This is a genomic window from Ureaplasma diversum, from assembly GCF_000941095.1.
Taxonomy (GTDB): Bacteria; Bacillota_I; Bacilli_A; order Mycoplasmatales; family Mycoplasmoidaceae; genus Ureaplasma; species Ureaplasma diversum.
This window is the reverse complement of sequence record NZ_CP009770.1, coordinates 913,017-929,852: the sequence shown is the minus strand read 5'-3', so window position 1 is coordinate 929,852 and position 16,836 is coordinate 913,017. Positions and strand designations below refer to the sequence as shown.

Sequence of the window (16,836 nt, the reverse complement as noted above, 5' to 3'; positions counted from 1 at the left end):
CTTTATTTACCTATACAAAAGTTTTTAAATAGTTCATCTAAAAAGTCGTAGTTCTCTCCAACTCCAAGAATTTCATTTAATTTGTGATTACACATCTCTAAATCACCAATTACAAGATCAACTGTTGCATTATTGTTTAAATGATTAATTACTTGTTCAATAATTAATTGAACTTGTTCTAATAAACCAACTTGTCGGGCAGATTGTAATAATTCTTGATTTGAGTTTTCAAACTCATGGGTATGAAATAATTGTTTAATCGCTTTAATTAAGGGTTCAATCTCTTGTTCTTTAGCATTAATATAAAGTTTAGTATCATCATACTTATTAATTAAATCTTTTTTAGTAAAAACCACTAAATGGTTTTGATGTTGAACTAGATGATGTAACTCTAGTTCATCTTGTTCTGTTGATGATACTAAATATAAAATTAGATCAACTTGATCAATTAAGCTTTTTGCTTTATTAATACCTAAATTTTCAATTAAATCATCAGTTGTATGAATCCCTGCAGTATCTAAGATATTTAAAGTGATGTTATCAATGTTAATGGTTGTTTCAACAACATCTCTTGTTGTTCCAGGAATATCACTTACAATTGCTTTTTCTTCATTAGCTAAAGCATTTAATAAAGTTGATTTACCAACATTTGGTTTACCAATGATTAATACTTTAATCCCTTTATTAATTGGTAAATAACGTTTTGATGATTGAACAATTTTAGCTATTTGTTTGTGTAATTGTTCTAAACTAGTTTTTAGTTTAATTGCATCAACTTGTTCAACATCATCATATTCTGGATAATCAATATTAACTTCAATTTGACCAATTAATAAAAATAATTGTTCTCTAAAATTACTAATAGTTTTAGAAACCTTACCAAGTAAAGCTCCAACTGTTCCTTTGGCTGCTAGTTCATTTTTAGCATTAACTAAGTTATTAATCGCTTCAATTGCTGATAAATCCATTTTTTTGTTTAATAAAGCTCGTTGAGAAAACTCCCCACGTTGAGCTGGTGTTGCCCCATTTTTAATTAATAACTTAATGATCATATTAGCAACTACCACACCCCCGTGACAGTTGATTTCAATTAGATCTTCACCTGTAAAAGTTTTAGGACCAACAAAAGTATTAACTAATACATCATCAATTACTTCATTATGATCAATTATTAAAGCTCGTTGAATCTTAAAAGTTTCTTTTTTAATTTCTTTATTAGTTATTTTATTAACGATTTGAAAAGCAGCTGGTCCTGAGATCCGAATAATATGAATAGCACAGTTCATCGGAGCTGTTGATAATGCAACAATTGTAGTCATTTTATTTTCTCCAATTCATTATGTTTCACAATAAAGTAAAAAAGACATTTTTGTTAATAAGTACTTTATTGTTTTTATTAGCTAGATTCAATAAAGCTTCTTTTTGTTTAATACTTAGATCTAAACTAAGAAGTAAAGAAATTAAATAATTAATCATTAAAGCACTAAAGTCTTTAATGATATCAACAAACTTAAGTTGATCTAATAAATTAGTATTATTAACAAAAACATTAAAACAATCAAATATAACCTTAATAGATGAGCTATTAATTAATTCATCTAAATCTTCTAAATTAGTAAAAATAGCTTTTAAGTCTAAGTTATAAGTATTATATACTTCTAGTTGATTAAGATATTTATTAAATGTTTCATAATCAGCTTTTAGCTGAAATAAATTACATCTACTTCTTAAAGTTAATAATACCTTATTAACATCTTTACAACTAAAAAAAGCAAAGGTGTTTGATGGTGGTTCTTCAACAAATTTTAATAATGAGTTTAAAACAATTTTAGATGCTTGTTCGATGTTTTTAATTAAATAAAATTTAACATCAATACTTTCAAGTCCAGGATTATTAAATCGATTTTGTAAATCGATTAAATCTTGTTTCTTTAAACTAGCTCCATCCAAGATTACAAGATCTAAATATTGATCATTATTGATCTTATTAATGTATAAATCAAGATCATTATTAGTTTTTGTTTTGATTACTTCAATCAATTGTTCTTTTAAATAAGCAATTTGATTAGCTGCTTGATTTAAAATCAATAAATTAGCATGACTAATCATTAACTATTCTCCTGTTGTTTAATGATCTTTGCTATTTTTTTAACAATAAAGTTAACAACTGATTCAAAATCTAAATTAGCATTAACCATAATGATTTCAGCATTATGGTTATAAACTGGATCATATAAAATCTTAGGATAGTTTTTTAATAAATTAAAATAGAATTCTTTTTTCTGATTATCAAATGAATTAGTATGGATTCTTCGATCGATTCGTGCCATTGCATTTTTGTATGAAATATCAAAATAAAAAACATAATCAATGTTGATTGATTCAACAGCTGCTTGATTAATTAAGCGAACATTTTCTAAACCAACATTTTGAGCTATTCCTTGATAAAGATATGATGAGTAAATAAATCGATCACAAATCACTACATTATCATTTACTAAGTTTGGTTTTAAAACTTTTTGTATGTGTTCGTTTCGACTTGAAGCATATAAATAAGCACAAGTTGTAGGAGCAAAATTATCAATGTTTTCAAGTAGTAATGATCGAATACTTTCTGCACTAGTACAATTTTCTCCGCCTGGTTCACGAGTTATGATAATTTTACGTTTTGTTTTTGCTTTTAAACGTTTGCTAACAGCATATAAAACTGTACTTTTCCCAGCACCATCAATTCCTTCAAAAACAATAAATAAGGGTTTTTTATTCGTTTGCTTCTTGTTCAATAAAATCACCCTCTGATTCTTCAACTTCTTCGTTTTGTGTTTGTTCAACTAATCGATCATTTAAATAATCTAATACAACTTTTGCAAAAAGATCTGGTTCTTCAACAAATGGAATATGTCCAGATTTATAAAAAGTATAAATTTGTAAATCTTTAGTTTTAGCTAGCTTTTTAGCTGCTGTTTTATAATCAATCAACTGATCATTTTTTGAGTTAATTAATAAGGTAGGAACTATTAAGTTGCTTTGAGCATATTTAAGTCGTTTATGTGTTTCAGATGAAAAACCCATATTAAGTAATAGTTTTCATAAATATTTTTCTTTATTTTGACTTGAAGGAGTAATTTCAGGTCTTGTTTTAGGGTGAGTAATAAAATTGTTTCGATAATCAAAATAAATTTTCTTAAGGGCTTTATCTGGATGCTTTCTTGCAAACCAAGGTAATAGTGCATAAGCACCTAATATCTTTTTATTAAAACCATAAAAGAATGGACAAACAACAATTAATTTTTCAACTCTTGTAATCAAAGCTTCCGCAAGCATACAAGCAATTGCTCCACCAAGTGAATGACCTAATAAATAAAATTTCTTAAGATCTAATTCATGAATTAGATTGATGATAGCATCTGCAAAACTAATCGGATTTAAATCTTTTTCATTAACTACTTTAGTATAACCATGTCCTGGTAAACAAATGAAATAGCAATCATATTCAATGAAATAATCACTAACTAAATAAAAATAACTTGGTAAAGCATTAAACCCATGAATAAAAATAATATTACCTTTTTTGTTTTCACTTTTAGCTGGTTCAAAAAAGTAGTTAATGTGTTGGTTTTTAATTAATTCCATTCTATTACTCCTCATATTTAATAATCAATAAAGATATTATATTTTTAATTATCTTTAATTAGTTGTTTTAAATCATTTATTAAATCATCTAATTTATCAATTGTTTCTAATATACACCCTGCTGCTAAATTATGACCGCCCCCATTATATTTTTCAGCTACTAAGCGAACAGGATATTTAGAACTTCTTAATGAAACTTTATAAAAACCTTTTGTATCATCATGATAAGTAATAAATCAAATCTTAATTTCTTTGATATTACTCATTAAATAGACTTTATCACTTCAACGTTTAAAGTCAAATTGATCATCCCAACTATCTTCAACTTTAATATAACCAACGCCTTCATCAACTTGTAGTTGATTTAACAAGAAAGTATCAATTTTTAAATCTTCTAGATTTCGTTCATAAAGTTGTAAATAAAGGTCATGGTGTTTTACACCATTTTCAGCAAATCAAGCCATTAATTGATAAGTTCGTGCACTTACTTTATCATAAAATAATCGATTTGAATCAGTTGTTATTCCAAGTAATAAATAATTTAATGTTTTAATGTCAAAGTTGTAGTCTTTTTGGTTCATTAATCCTAAACCAATCATCTCACAAGCTGCAATTGAACTATCATCAATATAACTAACTGTTGTAAAAGGGGTTGTTTTAACGTGGTGATCAATTAACATTGTTTTTTTACATAAATGATTTAAGTTACTTAAAACTCGCTCATCATTAGCTGTATCAACAATAAAACCAACAGAATCTTTTACATACTGTTCATCGACTTCTTCTTTATCGAATTCAAACAAGTTTTTAAAATGTTTTTCATGTTGGTTATGAATACCAACAATTTTAACTTGCATAATTGCTGTATTTAATCGAAGGATTCGAGCTAAAGCAAAAGCACTTCCTAATGCATCAATATCAGGGTTCTGGTGAACAAAAATACTAATCTTAGAAGCTCCATAAGTAAACTCAATAATGTTTTTAATTAGATCTTGATACATAAAACTACCCTAACTTAATTTTAGTAATTTCTTTATTGTAAACTAGATCACAAATATCATTAATTACTAATGATTCTTCTTCTAGTGATTTAGCAACAGTTTCTTTTGGTTTAGTAACCGGATTTTTAGGAGCAAATAACGAACATGAATCACAATAAGGAAGAATTGAAGTTTCATAAGTTTTAAACTTGGTAGCTAGTTCAATAATTTCATTTTTATCATAAGTTAACAATGGTCTAAGTAATAGAAAATTATCAAGTACATTAGCTATTGTTTGCATACTTTCAAGTGTTTGCGAAGCTACTTGCCCAAGTGCTTCTCCAGTTACTAAAGCAGATGCGTTAGTTTCAATTGCTTTTTGTTTAGCAATACGCATAAAATAACGACGCATAATAGTAATTCGATAAGCTTCTTTTGAGATGTGAGCAATTTCATCTTGAAGTTTAGTGAAGTTGCAAACATATAAATTTGATTTACACAACTTATTATTCTTAGTAATTATCTTAGCTAATTCAATTGTTTTATTTAATGCTTCATCACTTGTGTGGGGTGGAGTTATAAAAGTAATGAAATCAACAGATAAACCCCTTTTCATTACTAATTTAGCAGCAACTGGTGAATCAATTCCCCCAGATAATAAAACTAAAGCTCTTCCGTTTGCTCCAACTGGTAGTCCGTTTGCTCCTGCTACTCTTTGATTATAAATAACAGCACAATCATTTTTGATTTCAACACGAACTAATAAATCAGGATTTTTAATTTGAACCTTTAAATTATGATTATGTGCTAAAACATGTCCACCAATCTTATGTGCTAATTCCATTGAATTTAAAGGAAAGTTTTTATTACTTCGAGAAACATCAATTTTAAAGGTTTTGTTTTTAGCATTAATTAACATACCAAGTGCTGTTTTTTTGATGATTTCTAAATCTAAAGCAACTTCAGTTGCATAACTAATACTTTGGATTCCAAAAACATCAACAAGTTCATTAATGATTAATTCTGCTTTTTTATCATCTTTGATGTTTTTTAATTTTAAATTATCATAGTTAACTTCATATTCTAAACCATCAAAATCAGCTAAAGCTAGTTTGATGTTTTTAGTTAACACTTTAACAAAATCTTTTCGATTCTTACCTTTTAGTGTTAGTTCACCATATTTAATATAAATAATTTTGTTCTTTATTTGTTCGTTCATATGTTAAATCACTTTAAATCTTTATCAGTTAACTCAGGACTAATTCCTTTGATGATATGTTCTTCATACCAATGTTTAGCATCTTCTAAAATCTTGCTGAAATCTTTTAAATTAATTTCATAATCAACAATTACAATTTCGTTTTTATTAACATCAAAGTCATATGGATTCATATAATCTTCAACAGTTAAAAAAGCTATACCAAAAACACCTTTTGTAATATTACGTAAATAACAATATAAGCCAAGTTGTAATTTATAGTCTAATGGGATTTCAATTTCTCCATTACTCTTAAATCATTTTTCTCTTTTTTCGTTTTCTTTTTTAATAATTGGATAGTTTCTTTTATCTTTTTGTAAGACTAATACTTCATCAACAATTTTGAATTTAAAAGAATCAATTGAAGTTGTTTTAATTTCTAACATTGGAGCATGTGGATATAATAATTCTCCATTTTCATCAACTGGCTCACCATCTGGAATTCCACCAAAGATTTTATTATCAGTAAAAATATCTCACTTAATTTTTACTGGATCATATTGTCTAAATTTGATGTTGAGTTTTTGTTCAACATAATCTTTAATCTTAGGTTCAATAATATTACCAGCATCTGAATAAATTTTATCAATATCTTCTTTATAAATTTTTACCATTTGAGCTCAAGTTTTAACTTGATTAGAGTAATCACTAACACTAAGAATACTCCCAATTCTTGAACCTGTGATTTTAGAAAAAGTATGTTTGAAATTAGCTAAATATTCTTTACTTAAAACAATTCTGTTGCCTTCTAATTTGAAATCAACATTAACTTTCTTGATGAATGGCATTTTAGTCTCTTTCTAGCATCTTATGCATTTAGATTTAGAATAGCTTAATATAACATTATATAATAATATAAGTAAGTATTTGGAGGTAATAGTTTGGAACATAATAAATTTGAACAGCAACTAGATTTTTATAAAAATAGTTTAAAAACTAATGAAAAAGTTGAAAATATCTTTGAGAACGAACAACTAAAAGATAAGATTACTAAATATCGTGGAATTGGTTTAATTGCTTGTTTAGTGCTTTTTGTAATTGGTTTTGCAATCTTGATTGGTGGAGCTTTTGTTAATAAAGAAAAAGCAGTTGATCAAACAATACTACTAAACCCACCTGCTCTTGCTATGGTAATTGTTGGTTTATTATTTTTTCTTTTTATTTTGATCCCTTATTTTATAATTGCAAACAAAAATGAAAAAGTAATGCAAGAGTTCATTAACAATAAGTTTAACCAAACAATATTAATGAATTTTTTCCGTTATATCTCCTCATTTATTAATTCGTTAACTTTGCTCAGATTTGAAAAAAAAGATGATATTTACACTTTTTATTTCAATTATGAAAACCAACAATTACAACTTGATCTAGATCAACAAAAAAACCAAATTGCTTTATATGACAATGATAAAAAGTTAATAAAGATGTTAGATCATGAAATCAAGTTTGATTTTGATCTTTTTGCTTTTAAAAAATTAGCTGCTGGGTTTGCTAAAAACTTTATCATTGATACAATTGATTTTATTAGTGTTCAAATCGATAACAAAGCATATACTTTACTAACTGCTTTTAATAAACTATATACTGCACCAAGGGATTAGATCATATGAGTGGTGTTAAAAAAGATAAAGAGATTGTCGTATTTAATCAACAATTAAGTGAAAGACAACAAAAAGTCCTTAAAGCAATTGTTGATGAATATACAGCAACAGCTGTCCCTGTTGCTTCAAAAAACCTTTTATTAAAGTCTGATTTTTCTAATTTATCATCAGCTACTATTCGTAATGAAATGGCTGTTTTAGAGCGTTTTGAACTAATCGAAAAACCACACACAAGTGCAGGGCGTGTCCCTTCAATTAAGGGTTATAATTTTTATAATGAAAATCTAACACAAACCCCAATTGATAAAAAAATTAAAGACCGTTTAAAAAAGATTTTATATCAACGTGAAGCTAGTATTGATGTTATTTTTAATGAATCAGTTAACATCATTAACGAAGTAACTAATTTACCAGCTGTTATAAGTGATGGGTGTGATAATGAATTATTAAAAAGAATTGATTTAGTAAGAACTAATGATCTAGTAGCTATTGTTTTATTAGTAACATCTAAAAACCGAATCATCCACCATAGCATCAATCTATCTCCTAATGTTCGGTTTGAAGATCTATCAACATGTATTAATGTTTTAGATGAACGTTTAGTAGATACACCATTATGACAAATCAAAGATAAAATGAACTCTATTAAAGATATTATCCGAAATAAAGTTCATGCTTTTGAAGCCTTTATAGCTGAGATCATGGAACGGATCTTTGATTTTTATTCTAAGAAACCATCTTATTCAATGACTCATGTTGGTGTAAAATATATAATGAAACATGCTGAATTTGAAGATCAAAAGAAATTAGAAGAAATGTTAAATTTACTAGAAGATACTAGTGTATGAGAACAAATTTCTTTAACTAAAAAAATCCATGGTTCTACTAATATCACTTATGGGGATAGCTTTGGTAAAGAAGGGTTTGCTATTGCTTCAACCCAAATCCAACTACCTGAAGGTAGTAAACAATTATCAATTGTTGGACCAACAAGAATGGATTATGCCAAAGTAAAAGCTTTATTAGATTTTATTAAAGCTGAACTTGAAAAAATAGCAGGAACTAAACAAGATGGCAACAATTAAACACTTAAACAAAGGTTTTAAAATCGCTATTAAACCCTTAGAGCATGTTTTTAAGAAAATCTCTTTAAAACATTATCAACTAATTCACTACCGATTTAAAGCCTTTAATCGATACTTATTAGCTTCTGTTTATTTTGCTTCTGAGCAAATGTTTCAATATTTTAATGCCCCTTTTGCAGTTAAGTTCTTTGATCAAACCAAAGTTATTTATGAAGACTTAATAACACATCATCTTGATGATGATGTTTTAATATCTTACACCCATCAAATCATTGATTTAATAAACCCAAGTTCACAACAACTCTATAATGAACTTAAAGATAATTTTTATCATTATCTAGCATTTATTAATGCTAATGCTAAACTTAGTGAACTTAACTATAATGACCCATTATATTTTGATCTAGCTTGTTATCGCAACAAAGAATTCATTGATTGTGTTAAAAACTTAAAAAGTCATTATGGTCTTAATATTGATTTTTTAATCAATTTATTAATTATGCAAACAAATTAGGATTGTTTTATGTCTAAAGATAGAATCCGCATCAAATCCAATATCAATACAAAACCAAATAAAGAAGAGTTTCAAGATACCAATTCATTAAAAATAGGTGATCCCGTAATGGTTCACGCTTATAAATATAATGGCTGATTATATCGAACTTGATCAAACCCAATTGTTGTTCACAACAGTGATGATTTACTAATTTTATGTTCAACAAAAAGTCAAGTAATCACAAGTGAAGAAAACACCTTTCGTAACTTCAACTCTTATACAAAAAGAACTAGTTATTGATTCTTTAATAAGGATGATTGATTTAATACGATCATCAGTATTGATAATGATGGTATTAAAACCTATATTAATGTAGCTAGTCCTTTTATTTATGAACAAAGAGCAATTAAGTATTATGATTTTGATTTAGATTTTAAAATCGGAGCTGATGGTTCTTGAAGAGAAGTTGATATTGATGAGTTTTTTGATAATACTGTTAAATATCAATATCCCCCAGCTTTAATCCATAAAATTGTTGTTGAAGAACAAAACATTATCAAAAAAATCAAAAACAACCATTTTAAAAACCTAATCTCTAAAGAAGCTCTTCTTAAACTTCATTGTGAAACAAGTAATAACATTTCTAATGCTCTTAATAATGTTAAAAAACCTAAAAATAAACATCATTATAAAAAACGTCGTAACTATTACAAAAAGAAAAATAATATAAAACAGAATGAACAAAAGACCCCTAACCGAAAACGAAAAGAAACACATTAAAAAATACTTTGATGATATCTTATTAAAAGTTAAAGAAGCAAAAGAGCATAAGGATTATTCTTATGCTTATGATTTATTATCTTTAGAATTCAAAAACCCATTAATAGATATCCCAACATTAGAAAGATTTCAATCTGAAGCTAATGAAATCATTCGTGAAGCTGAAATGGAATGAATCGAACAAAACGAAGCTAAATTCACTAAGAATGATTACTATAATCAAATTTATAATCTTAAAACAAATTCTTTATCAATCCATTGGTTAGAATTCTATATTTATAAATTTGTTAATGAGTTTAATGAAGTAGATATTGCTTTTTTAGAAAGTCTTTTTAAAAACAAAGTTATTAAACCATCTGATAAACTTCAAGCTTTTGATTTATTAGTAGTTAATAATATTGATATAGAAATAGAATACTATAATTCTTTTTTTAATAAAAGTATGAAATTAAAACCAAACCAAGAGTTTGAAAACTTTTATCAAGTATGAGAACAAGTTGGTATTAATAATATTGGTATTGCTTTTGAACAATATTATTATGAACATGTTAAAGATCAAGAAATCTATAACTTACTAACTCATTTATCAGCTTTTTGTACAAACACTTATTTCCCTTTTAATAGTTCACTATCATCAGATCAACTATTTAAATTAATTGATACTTTTACTAAATCAATTTTAGAAAACAAAAAACTTAAATGAGATCATGTTTTAAATGAACAAGAAAAAGAGTTTGTCTCTGTTCTTGAGCTTGCAATGATAGCTGATCAAGAAGAGTATTTAGATGATGAAGAGTTTGATGAAGAATAGTTAATAGGGTTTTTAGATATGAAGAGAACAAAAAACAACACATTGCTGTGTTGTTTTTTGCATACGGTATTTGTGCTCTACTTAAAGAGCTATTTATTTTAAATGGAGCAGATGACGGGAATCGAACCCGCGTCTCGACCTTGGCAAGGTTGCGTTCTACCATTGAACTACATCTGCATAAAATACCTATATATTATAATTCATTTCCATATATTATATTCATTTTTTCTATTTTTAGTATATTTAGACCAATTAAAAAATCTGGATTATGTATAATTTAAAATATACATTAGAGGTGTTGATATGGAACAAATCGATATCCAAGAAAAAGAAAAAACCGAACAAAAAACGGGATTAAATAAAGAAAAGATTCAACAACTAATTAGTGATCCAATTAATGGATATTATGCTGAATTTAATTCTAGTATTGATGATAAATTAGCTGCTATTGAAGATAAAATCACAGCTGAAAATAAAGAACAAGTTGAAAAAACAGAATTATTAAAACTAAAAATTAAACAAATTAAAAGTGAAGTTTCTAGTCGTTATAAAAGTGATGGAATTTTAGGTAAAAAGGTAGGTAATATCTTTATTATCATTGCTTGTTTTATCATCATTGGTTTTGCTTTATTACCGATTTACTTTAAAAACAAAAAAGTAATTGAAGATTACAATATATTTGCTGCTAATAATCAAAAGATAATTGATGAAACAAACGAAGAAAAAGCCCGAATTATCTTTAAGGTAATGGAAAAAGTGACTCCTTATAAATTTGCTCAAGAAATCTTCTGAGCAAATGGTTTAGAGCTTTGTCCTACACCTAACTTAGCTGTTATAGAAACAATGAGACTTCCTACTCATAAACAAGGACAAATTGTTGGGTTTAGTAACTGTTTAAATGTTCGTTTTAAAAGCACAGACTGTTTCTTAGCTAACTATAAAGAATTTTGAATTGATACAGTAAGAACTAGTGCTTCAATTGTTGTAACTATTAGAGATGAAGATCGAGTTGAAAATCACACCCTTGTTGCAACTCATGATGAACCAACACCAAGAATTGATGTTCGTAATTGATATGTACAAAAAACAAACTTCAAACCTGAATTTAGTTTTACAACTCATGCACAAACAATTAAAAAACGTGATAAATCATTATTCTCTAACCATGAGTTCTCAATGCGATATGGAATTGGGGGAGGGAAACATAGTTTAGATATTGAACAATCTTTATATGAATACTTCACTCCACTTGCACAAGAACAATATTTAGATTGAGCAAGTGTATCAGCTGATAATACCATTTATAAAAAAGGTGATCACCTTCTAACACCAGCAAACGATACAGCAGATTTAGCTTACTACTTTACAAAACACCCACCGTATAGATTTTCAAGTTTACTAAAAACTGAACACAACGACACATTAGCTGATAATATTAAACTTGCTTTAGCTAAAACTAAATTATTAACTTCTGAATTCATTAGAAACTTTGTTTATATTAACTTAAGCCCTGTTATTTCTCGTGAATGATACCATAACGATAATAAATATAGAATTGGTAGTAATTATATTTTTGAAGAATATAACCAACCAACTAATTACATATCAAACACATTAGCTGAAAAATTCACAAACCTAGAATTATTATCATTAGAAAATCCATCAGATGTTGATTTCTACTTTGTTCATGAAAATAAGAGAACAAACTTTGGAGTTAATGTTTTTGATTTAAAATTAGTAACATACATTACTCATAAACGAATTGATCCTGTAACTGTTTATTTTAGAGGAAGAAGTTATGTTATTAATGTTCCTTATGTGGAATATGAAGAAAAACCAATTTCAATGCGTTTATATGCAGTACTTGAACAAAAACCTAAAGAAGCAAGTACATTCTTCACTTGATCTAGATATTTAGATAATTCTATACTTGCTCAAGAACCAGAATTAATTGAAGAACTAACAGCTTATCTTAATGAAGATGAAAAACCTAAAAAAGAAGTTCTTCACCAACACATTAAACAATTACATAGCATTATGAATAATGCACATATTTCATTTGATGACTTCAACTTCATTAGTGATGATGATGGTTACTTCTTATTAATTAATAATGACGATAACAAACTTAAAGATGATCTAGAACATGAAATTTGTTCATGAATGCGTAAAGCTTCATTCTAATTAACTATTAACATATCAAAAGACTTGTAGTTGATAAACTATAGGTCTTTTTTGTTGTGTTAAATTAAATATTAACAAACAAACAAACAAACAAACAAACAAACAAAAACCCCTAAGGATTAACCTAAGGGGTTGTTTATTATTAATTGGTTGTTATTAAGCACCTTTTTTAAAGATTGCAGTTTTAGCAAATTCTTTAAATTCAGAGTTGTCTTGTTTACTTAATCAATTTAAGTTTTGACGGTAAGATTTCTTTTGGTATGGGTATTTTTCTTGATCAGAACCATCAATTAAGTTGTGAGCTGGACCAGCTTGTAAACTAATTAATGTTCTTGATGGACCTGTTTGTTGATTCTTATTATCATTATGTGCTTGAACTAAGAAAGTGAATCCACCACGTTTGCTGATGTCTTTGTCACCAACTTTGCTGTCGGTTACAGAATAAATACCAATTGGTAAACCATATTCATTAACTACTAATGAACCAGAAGCACCAAAGTAGATGCTACTAAAATCAACATATCCGTTAAAACCAAAACCAGTTGATTCTCTTTGATCATCTAATATTTTAGAAACTCCAATGCCTTTACCAAAACTATTTCCATTGAAAGCATCTTCAGGAATAGATGATCCTTCAGGGTAGTTTCTTCAAAGCATTTGACTTGAACCAATTTTTGGGAAACCTGCTATATAAGCTCTTTCAATATTTAGTGATGTATTATTATCTATATTGTATTTTGCTTTATCTAATTGTTGATCAAGTGGTCTATCCTTATTAATTCACATTGATGGGTAATCAAGACTTAAATATGGAGTAGTGCTTTGATCATGGTTTGGATGTTTCTTTTCTGAGAATTTCTTGATGTCATCATCAATTGATTTCATTGCAGCATCAATATGATCTAACAATAATTTATATTTAGGATCAGAACCAGCTTTTTCCTTTAGTTTTTTATAATTTACTTTGATGCCAAAGACTGCAAAATCCTTAGCACTATATTTTCTATCTTCTTCATTATCTGCAGCATTGTAAAGTTCTTTATTACGCTGTTCATCAAAGATATTTAAAGCAACAAACACAGTTCTAGGATTTGAGAATATTGCTTCTTCACCTTCTTTTAAGAACTCAATATCGTTAAAAACTCTCTCAGAACTGAATCGCTCATGATTTGTTGCATTTACAAAATATTGTAATTTATTTTCAGGTCCATAGCTTTTACCAGACGGGATTGGATTTAAGTTCGCATCCTTCTTAGGGACAGCTAATACAAAACTATCAACCTTAGCATTTTTTCGTTCTTCTTTCGTGAAGTATTCTGGAAATTGAGATTTATATGCAGTGTCCATAGCATTAAATGCACGATTATAAACATGGGCATTAGTAGCAATGTAAAGCATCACTTCATCAGAAGTTTTTTCACCTTTTTTTCAAGCGTAGTCTAATAATCAGCCAGTACCTGTTGGTTCAAAAGGTACAACAGAATTATTAATTTGTCCATTACTTTCCTTAGCATAATCAACACTATTAAATCCAATAGCAAAAGAACGATTTTTAATTTTCTCATATGCTTGCTCTGGTTTTATTTTTAAATCTGGAACAGATGCAGAAACGGGACGATATTTCTCTCTTTGTTCTTTTTCTTTTTGTATTCTTGCAATATGTTGTTGAAGTTGCTCAAGATTGTCGAGATTAGGTAGTGGACCAGATCCTGGGTTAAAATTATTTTGATTTGGATCAAAAGAACCCTTTGATGAGCCAACATTGTTTGATCCATCACCATTAGCTGGGGTTTTAACAACTAAAGTTTCATTTGTATTAGCAAAATAAGAATTAGATACAATAGGAGTAGTTTTTCTTAGATCTTCATAAACATTAACTGCAGAAATATAGTAGCTTTTGTTGTGTTCTAAACCACTAAAGACAACTGTTGCTTCACCTCTGCTATTGCTTGGTGCTTTAGTTGATTTAATAGATGATCCGCTTGAGCTAGAACTATTTGGTTTTAGTTCAACTTCAACAATTTTTCTTGCATATTGAGAACCAACATTTAATGTTATGTTGTGTTTTTGATTACGGTAGTTTAAAGTGTTTGATTCCAAAGCAACAGTAAACTTAATACTATTTTTAGAACTGTTATTTCTTATTACACCGCTTCCAGAACCACTTTTAGAATCAGATTGATTTTGGTTTGATTTTTGTTCAGGCTTTTGTTCTTCTGTACAAGCTGCAGCAACGGCTATTATACTAGCTGATGCTGCAATAGCAATGCTACTCATTAAAAATATTTTTTTCTTATTAATCATATTTAGTCCCTTACCTTGAGCTGCTATCCTTAGTTAAATCCTTGAATAAAATTAAATTATTGCTTGAATCAATTGTTTCGTTTTGATCTTCATAGTTAAATCTATATTTTGTTGATTTTATATGTCCATCTTTATCTTCAAAAATACCAAAGATTTTTACAACAATATGATCATATGCATTTTTGTAATTATTTTCAAAATCAATACCAGTAATAGTTGCTTTACCATCTTTAACTTCTGAGTATTCACCAGGAGTGTAGCTTGGAGTTGAGTACACTTTTTTAGATTTTTCTAGTCCAAGAATAATGAATTTTAAGAAAACACCATTTACTTTTTCTTTTTTATCTTTAGTTTCTACGTTTAGCTCGAACTTATCACTTGCTGTGTTTAATTTAATATTAACCGGCGATTTATTTTCTTCACCAGCAGGAATATCGTACTTTCTTGTTGCTTTCTTAACAATAAGAGTTTTTTCTTTATCTGCTTTCTTGAAAATAACTTGAACAACTTCTTTAGGTTCACGTGCATCGGTTTTCTTTTCTAATATAGCTGCTGATTCTAATTTATATTTACCATTTTCAATAATAGGTGCAAAAGGAATAACTAAATTTTCTGGATCATCTAATTTTTGAAAACCTTGTAAAATAGAAGAATTATTATCAATATTTTTTATTTTAACAACAATAAATTTATTTTCAAAGTTTTCTGGATATTTTTGTTTATCTAATTTAAATGTTAATCTACCTTCATTAGAGCCGGGGTTAAGTGAAATATTTCCAGATGTTTCTTTTAATTCTAATAATGGTTTTGAAGTGTCAATCACTTCAGGCTCAGGCATTGGTTCAGTATCTTGACCTTTACCATCTTTGTTTTTACCTTCTTGATCAGGAGTAGATGGGGCAGGTTGTTGGGGTTTAGGTTTGTCTGCTTCCATTCCTTTAGGTTTTTCCATATTAGGATCTTGATTTTTACCCTCTTTTTGTGGTTGTTCATCTTGCTTTTCTAATTCATCTTTTTTTAGGAGCAGGTTCTTTTTGTTCTCCTACATTAGGATCATCGCCAGGTGTATCTTTTTCTTCAGGTGGTTGTGGTTGTGGTTGTGGTTGTGATGGTTGTTTTGGATCTGGCGTTGTATCAGAGTTGCCACCATTATTATCATTTTGATTTTGTTGGTTTTGTTTACCCTCTTCTTTTTTCTTAGATGAATCTAAATCATTCTTTTGAGAGCCAGGGTTGTCACCTTGTTTTGAACTATCCGTCTTATCTTCTTTTTTAGTTTCTGGTGTTTTAGGAGTTTGATCTTTTTGATCTTTATCTGTTTTACTATTACCGGTTTGATCTTTGTCTTTTTGATTATTAGTAGAATCACTTGGTTTTGTAACCTTGTCTACACTATCCTTTTTAGTGTCAGAAGGATTATTTTTAGGTTGACTAGACAAAGGGTTGGTTGGCTTTGGTTTTGAAGGTGTAGAAATTTTATTGTCTGATGGTTTAGATAATGAGTTTTGTGGATTGTTCTTTTTTGTTTCAGCTGGTTTTGATGGCTTAGTTGGATTACTATTTTTAGGAGTACAAGAAACAGCAACAGCTGCGATACTTATTGCTGATAGGGTTACTAAACTAGTGAATAGTCATTTTTGTTTAGATTTATATTTCATAAACTTTTCTTGCTTTCTATTCTTCAAAATAATATTTATTACATTT

At 27.9% G+C, this 16,836-nt stretch carries 16 protein-coding genes and 1 tRNA gene; 6 read left to right on the top strand and 11 right to left on the bottom strand.

Annotation, left to right across the window (positions count from 1 at the left end):
- Nucleotides 1–2: 2 nt before the first annotated feature.
- From mnmE to JM47_RS03525, 7 genes are read right to left on the bottom strand one after another with little or no spacing between them, the layout of a single operon-like run.
- Nucleotides 3–1,319, bottom strand: coding sequence for a tRNA uridine-5-carboxymethylaminomethyl(34) synthesis GTPase MnmE (mnmE, locus tag JM47_RS03555; RefSeq protein WP_208894990.1), 1,317 nt, complete (start codon nt 1,317–1,319; stop codon nt 3–5).
- A 1-nt stretch (nt 1,320) separates the two neighbouring features.
- Complete coding sequence (locus JM47_RS03550; protein WP_208894989.1) at nt 1,321–2,109, bottom strand: DNA polymerase III subunit delta; 789 nt, start codon at nt 2,107–2,109, stop codon at nt 1,321–1,323.
- Nucleotides 2,109–2,783: a dTMP kinase gene (gene tmk / locus JM47_RS03545; RefSeq protein ID WP_208894988.1), complete on the bottom strand. Its 675-nt coding sequence runs from the start codon at nt 2,781–2,783 to the stop codon at nt 2,109–2,111. The genes JM47_RS03550 and tmk overlap by 1 nt, the downstream gene beginning before the upstream one ends.
- Nucleotides 2,761–3,633, bottom strand: a complete 873-nt coding sequence (locus JM47_RS03540) for an alpha/beta hydrolase (RefSeq protein ID WP_208894987.1) — start codon at nt 3,631–3,633, stop codon at nt 2,761–2,763. Before JM47_RS03540 ends, tmk begins: the two co-directional genes overlap by 23 nt.
- Before the next feature lie 44 nt (nt 3,634–3,677).
- Nucleotides 3,678–4,634: a DHH family phosphoesterase gene (locus JM47_RS03535; protein WP_208894986.1), complete on the bottom strand. Its 957-nt coding sequence runs from the start codon at nt 4,632–4,634 to the stop codon at nt 3,678–3,680.
- Between the two features lie 4 nt (nt 4,635–4,638).
- Complete coding sequence (gene thiI / locus JM47_RS03530; protein WP_208894985.1) at nt 4,639–5,832, bottom strand: tRNA uracil 4-sulfurtransferase ThiI; 1,194 nt, start codon at nt 5,830–5,832, stop codon at nt 4,639–4,641.
- A complete protein-coding gene (locus tag JM47_RS03525; protein WP_208894984.1) occupies nt 5,817–6,659 on the bottom strand; it encodes an MPN551 family DNA-binding protein in 843 nt (280 codons plus the stop codon). The genes thiI and JM47_RS03525 overlap by 16 nt, the downstream gene beginning before the upstream one ends.
- A 93-nt stretch (nt 6,660–6,752) precedes the next feature.
- Between JM47_RS03525 and JM47_RS03520 the strand changes: the two genes are divergently transcribed.
- Genes JM47_RS03520 through JM47_RS03500 form a run of 5 tightly spaced genes read left to right on the top strand, consistent with a single transcriptional unit; the run spans nt 6,753 to nt 10,644 of the window.
- Nucleotides 6,753–7,472 (top strand): hypothetical protein, encoded by a 720-nt coding sequence (locus JM47_RS03520; RefSeq protein WP_038102863.1) that lies wholly within the window; start codon nt 6,753–6,755, stop codon nt 7,470–7,472.
- Between the two features lie 5 nt (nt 7,473–7,477).
- On the top strand, nt 7,478–8,557 hold the full coding sequence (gene hrcA, locus JM47_RS03515; protein WP_208894983.1) for a heat-inducible transcriptional repressor HrcA: 1,080 nt from the start codon (nt 7,478–7,480) through the stop codon (nt 8,555–8,557).
- Nucleotides 8,544–9,071 (top strand): hypothetical protein, encoded by a 528-nt coding sequence (locus JM47_RS03510; RefSeq protein ID WP_208894982.1) that lies wholly within the window; start codon nt 8,544–8,546, stop codon nt 9,069–9,071. Before hrcA ends, JM47_RS03510 begins: the two co-directional genes overlap by 14 nt.
- Nucleotides 9,072–9,080: 9 nt before the next feature.
- Nucleotides 9,081–9,833: a DUF402 domain-containing protein gene (locus JM47_RS03505; RefSeq protein ID WP_244870381.1), complete on the top strand. Its 753-nt coding sequence runs from the start codon at nt 9,081–9,083 to the stop codon at nt 9,831–9,833.
- Nucleotides 9,790–10,644 (top strand): DUF3196 family protein, encoded by an 855-nt coding sequence (locus JM47_RS03500; protein ID WP_208894981.1) that lies wholly within the window; start codon nt 9,790–9,792, stop codon nt 10,642–10,644. The genes JM47_RS03505 and JM47_RS03500 overlap by 44 nt, the downstream gene beginning before the upstream one ends.
- Before the next feature lie 103 nt (nt 10,645–10,747).
- Here the strand turns inward: JM47_RS03500 and JM47_RS03495 are convergent.
- Nucleotides 10,748–10,821: transfer RNA gene (locus tag JM47_RS03495), tRNA-Gly, on the bottom strand.
- Nucleotides 10,822–10,947: 126 nt separating this feature from the next.
- Here JM47_RS03495 and JM47_RS03490 point away from each other — a divergent pair.
- Complete coding sequence (locus tag JM47_RS03490) at nt 10,948–12,828, top strand: hypothetical protein (RefSeq protein WP_208894980.1); 1,881 nt, start codon at nt 10,948–10,950, stop codon at nt 12,826–12,828.
- Nucleotides 12,829–12,984: 156 nt separating this feature from the next.
- Here the strand turns inward: JM47_RS03490 and JM47_RS03485 are convergent, their stop codons facing one another.
- From JM47_RS03485 to JM47_RS03475, 3 genes are read right to left on the bottom strand one after another with little or no spacing between them, the layout of a single operon-like run.
- A complete protein-coding gene (locus tag JM47_RS03485) occupies nt 12,985–15,132 on the bottom strand; it encodes an MIP family Ig-specific serine endopeptidase (RefSeq protein WP_208894979.1) in 2,148 nt (715 codons plus the stop codon).
- A gap of 10 nt (nt 15,133–15,142) precedes the next feature.
- Nucleotides 15,143–16,084 carry a hypothetical protein gene (locus JM47_RS03480; RefSeq protein WP_208894978.1) on the bottom strand — a complete coding sequence of 314 codons (942 nt, stop codon included), beginning with the start codon at nt 16,082–16,084 and terminating at the stop codon, nt 15,143–15,145.
- A 16-nt stretch (nt 16,085–16,100) separates the two neighbouring features.
- Nucleotides 16,101–16,790, bottom strand: coding sequence for a Vmc-like lipoprotein signal peptide domain-containing protein (locus JM47_RS03475; RefSeq protein ID WP_208894977.1), 690 nt, complete (start codon nt 16,788–16,790; stop codon nt 16,101–16,103).
- Nucleotides 16,791–16,836: the final 46 nt, after the last annotated feature.